4 protein-coding genes and 1 pseudogene are annotated in these 3,735 nt (G+C 66.7%); 4 read left to right on the top strand and 1 reads right to left on the bottom strand.

Translation table 11 applies throughout. The annotated features are described in order from the left end of the window. From JOZ00_RS13335 to JOZ00_RS13325, 3 genes are all read left to right on the top strand, one after another. Positions 1–200: limonene-1,2-epoxide hydrolase family protein (locus JOZ00_RS13335; RefSeq protein WP_293344428.1), on the top strand; the 200-nt coding region annotated here is incomplete at its 5' end. 28 nt (positions 201–228) lie between these two features. Then, positions 229–813: a hypothetical protein gene (locus JOZ00_RS13330; protein ID WP_293344427.1), complete on the top strand. Its 585-nt coding sequence runs from the start codon at positions 229–231 to the stop codon at positions 811–813. After that, positions 810–2,876, top strand: coding sequence for a M91 family zinc metallopeptidase (locus JOZ00_RS13325; RefSeq protein ID WP_293344426.1), 2,067 nt, complete (start codon positions 810–812; stop codon positions 2,874–2,876). Before JOZ00_RS13330 ends, JOZ00_RS13325 begins: the two co-directional genes overlap by 4 nt. 16 nt (positions 2,877–2,892) lie before the next feature. On the opposite strand, the gene JOZ00_RS13320 is transcribed toward JOZ00_RS13325, so the two are convergent. Continuing rightward, on the bottom strand, positions 2,893–3,390 hold the full coding sequence (locus tag JOZ00_RS13320; protein ID WP_293344429.1) for an FKBP-type peptidyl-prolyl cis-trans isomerase: 498 nt from the start codon (positions 3,388–3,390) through the stop codon (positions 2,893–2,895). Between the two features lie 145 nt (positions 3,391–3,535). On the opposite strand from JOZ00_RS13320, the pseudogene JOZ00_RS13315 reads away from it, so the two are divergent. Continuing rightward, a pseudogene (locus JOZ00_RS13315) lies at positions 3,536–3,735 on the top strand (hypothetical protein); the annotation flags it as partial.

The raw sequence follows: 3,735 nt of genomic DNA, 5'->3' as shown, positions 1-3,735 counted from the left end.
TTTCCGACGGCGACACCGTCGTCGTCGAGCGCGTCGACGTGAACGCGATGAACGGCGTCACCGTCACCTTCTACGTCACGGCGTTCTTCGGGGTTCGCGACGGCAAGATCACCGGATGGCGTGAGTATTGGGACGCCGCCCACGTTGCCCAGCAGCTCGGCATAGATCCCGCGCTCATGTTCGCGCCGCTGGAAACCTGACCCCAGCGCCGGACGTTGGTGGGCGGTCGTGAGTAACTTTTCCCGGGCAGCCACGCTTGCCGTCGCGGCGATTGTCGTGGGATGCGGCCACGACAATGTGAGCTCACCGCCGTCGACCGCGACTTCCCCGGTCGGTGCCGAATTGAAGGCCGCGCAGTCAAGCTATCCGGCCGGAACCCCGCCAAAGATCAGTATGGTGTTGCGCAACAACGGGTCTGGTGCGTGCGCGCTACCGTCGGTGGCCGACGGATCGGTCGAGGTGGTCTCGGTGACCCGGGACGGAACCGCAGTGGTGGGACGGCCCGGCCGCGAGTCTCTCTTCAACGGGATGGCTGCCGTCGTCGCGCGTGGTCTGCGCAGTGTCGCTCCGGGCGACTCGGTCTCGGTGCCGTTGGACGTCGGAGTCTCGCGGGACGGGTCAGCGGTCGTGCGGACGTCGCAGCAGACGGCCGTCGACGGTGGCCGCATCACGAGCTGGGTACTGGATCAGCCTGGGAAATATCGGATTACGGCGAGGCTGGTGGCGGTCACCGGTGTGCATCGCACCGACTTACCGCAGCAATGCCCCTATTCGGGCAACGCCGCAAGCGCCGAATTCCAGGTGACCAAATGATGCGGCGGATCGCGATCGTGCTGGCGGTGTGCACCGCGATCGCGTACACGGCTGTGCCGCAACGGTCGCACGCCGAGATCGACGCGGACGCCGGATCCGCCAACGGCATCGAGCTGTGCGGCATGCTGTACGCCAAGGGCCATGACCCCTCCGGCCTGTGGAGCCGCCTCAACAGTCCGACGACCCCGCCAATCAAAATCATCACGACCGATGTTCCCCCCGACGGAACCGGCACCAAAACCCGCAACGACGACAACGGGATTCAGATTTTCTGGGACCCGACCCGCGATGTCAGCAAGGACGACATAACAGCCACGCCCTGCGAGGTGCTCTACCACGAGCTGCAGCACGCCGCCGACGACGCCGACAACGTCCCCGATTCAACGCTCGACGACGCCTGCCCCAAAGCCAACGACAAAGGCGAAGGCGGCATCCCCTACGCGGAATGGCGAGCGGTGGAAGCCGAGAACGCTTATCGCGCGTCGTGGGGTCTGCCTCCACGAAAAAGCTACAACGGCACGGACTTTCCACCCGGGTCTTTCGAAGACTGCAAGAAGAACCCGCCGCCACCGGGGCCCACAAAGAAACCCAAACCCACCAACTCGGTGTTCGGCGACCCCCATCTGGCCACCACCGACGGCCTGCTCTACGACCTGCAACAGGTCGGCGAATTCACCGCGTTCGCCTCCGGTGACAAAACCGCCCCCCGGGTGCAGGTTCGGACCGCGCCGGTCGGCGACTCGAAAACGGCCTCGTTGGTATCGGCGGCCGCGGCGGGCAGCGGCGACCAGCGGATCGCCTTCGTCAGCAAAAATGGCGTCCTGACCATCAGCCGCACCGATGGGACCAACACGGAGACAGTCACGATCGACGACGGCGCCCAGCGCGACCTCGGCGCGGGCATAACACTAAGTGCCACGGCCAGTACGGATTTCACCGGCAGGGCCTACACCGTGCAATGGGCCGAAGGGTCGCGGTTACAGGTCAACGATGCCGGATGGTGGGGCCTGCGGGTCTCCTTCGAGCCGTCGGCGCCGGCGAAGGCCGACCAGCCGCGGGGACTGCTGGGCAACTTCAACGGCGATCCCGCCGACGACCTCATTCGGCCCGACGGTCGTCGCGTGCCTGCCGATGCGAGCCCAGTCACGATCCGATCCGACTTCGGCGATGCGTGGCGAATCAGCCAGGCCGACAGCCTGTTTCCATATGCGCCTGGCGAATCGACCGCCACCTTCACCGATCGCGCCTTTCCCAGCGGCGAGCCGCAACTCGCCAACACCGACCAGGCCCGCACCGTCTGCCAGCAGGCCGGGGTGATCGCCGCCGAGCTGCTCGCCGCATGTGTACTCGACGTCAGCGTCACCGGCAACCCGGTGTTGGCCGATGCCGCAGCGGCGGTGGCCCGCGACGTGACGATCAAGAGTGTCGCCGGGCAGTCGACCGGCCAGGTCAGTGGGACCGACTTCGGCGCCGGGAAGACGGTCAGCGGGACCGTCAGTCCCGCAAAGCAAGTCACCTACCAGTTCACCGGGCACGCCGGCGAGGTCGCCGACGTTCGCGGCGAATGCACGCCCAGTGGCAAGGGTCTCACCTACGGGGTTGGGCCCGTCGACTCCTCGGGTCAGTTGGGGGAGCCGGTCGGACGCGTCGACGGCTGCACGAACCTCGGGCGCGTGGCGTTCGCTGCCACCGCGACCTACCAGCTTGTGATACTCGGCGACGGGCAGTACCGCATCAGCTGGCAGCCGACGCCGGGCGATCAACAACGGCCACTGAACTTGACCGCACCCAACGCCGGACATATCACTGCCGCGACACGAATTCATTTGCGTTTCAACGTGAAATCCGGCCAACAATGGACCTTCACCCCGGCAGGGGGCTGTTCCGAGGTGCCCGGATTCACCTGGCAGGTTCTCGGCGCGGACGGCAGTTCCGGCGGCCGCGGAATCTACGACGGTTGCCAGCCGATGGGACCGCTGACCCTGACCCCGGGGGACTACGACGTGCAGATCGACGCGCAGAGCACCGACGCCGATTACCGGTTCACCGCTCGCTCATCGTGATTGAGCGTCGCGTAGCTCAGCTCGAGGCGTCGAGGATCTTGATCGCGAAGACCAGCGTGTCGCCGGCCTGGATTCCCGCACTCGGCTGACCGTTGGGGTAACCATCAGCGGAAGTCATTGCGACGGCGACCGTGGAACCGACCTTCTGTCCCGCAATGGCTTTCTGAAATCCCGGCACGACTCCGTTGAGCGCGAAGGCAACCGGTGCGCCGCGCTCATAGCTGCTGTCGAACACGGACCCGTCGCGTCCATCGACGCCCATGTAGCAGACGGAGACCCTGGCGGTGCCCGGAACCACCGGCCCGTCTCCGGCGCGCAGGGTATGCACCTGGGTCTGGGTCACGCTGAACGGCGTCGTGACGTTCACACTCGGGGCTGCGGTATCGGTGGATCCGGTGACCGCGACGCTGCCGGTTGCCCCGGGAAGCGTCCACTCAGGCGTTCCGCCGCTCGGCGGTGCCGCGGTTGGGCACGTGCCGGCCGCATTCGCGTTGCCCGATGCGGTGAGAGTCAGAACGGTTGCCGCGGCACACGCCGCGAGTACGACGGCCGAGCGCGGCCCAGATGGTTTCACGGCCGTCACGCTACAGCCACGAAAGAGCTTGACCGCTGTGCGGTGGCCCGGTTCGATTATGCGTACACCGTGAGGGGAGGCCCCGATGAGGACGTCGATTCGCGATCTCTTAGCCGTCGTCATGATGGCGTTAGCGACGATGGCCGCCGTCACGATCGTGACGCCCGCGGTGAGCTCGGCCGACTGCGGTGACGGGCAGTGGTGGGATCCGACGGGCAAGGTCTGCCGGCCGCTGGGGGTTGGGCCGCAACCGCTGGCCTGCGACCCGGGGCAGTGGTGGGACCC

Origin of the sequence: Mycobacterium sp., from assembly GCF_019243155.1 — a bacterium.
Taxonomy (GTDB): Bacteria; Actinomycetota; Actinomycetes; order Mycobacteriales; family Mycobacteriaceae; genus Mycobacterium.
Note: the sequence above shows the minus strand (reverse complement) of the source record. Positions and strands in the feature narration are given on the sequence as shown.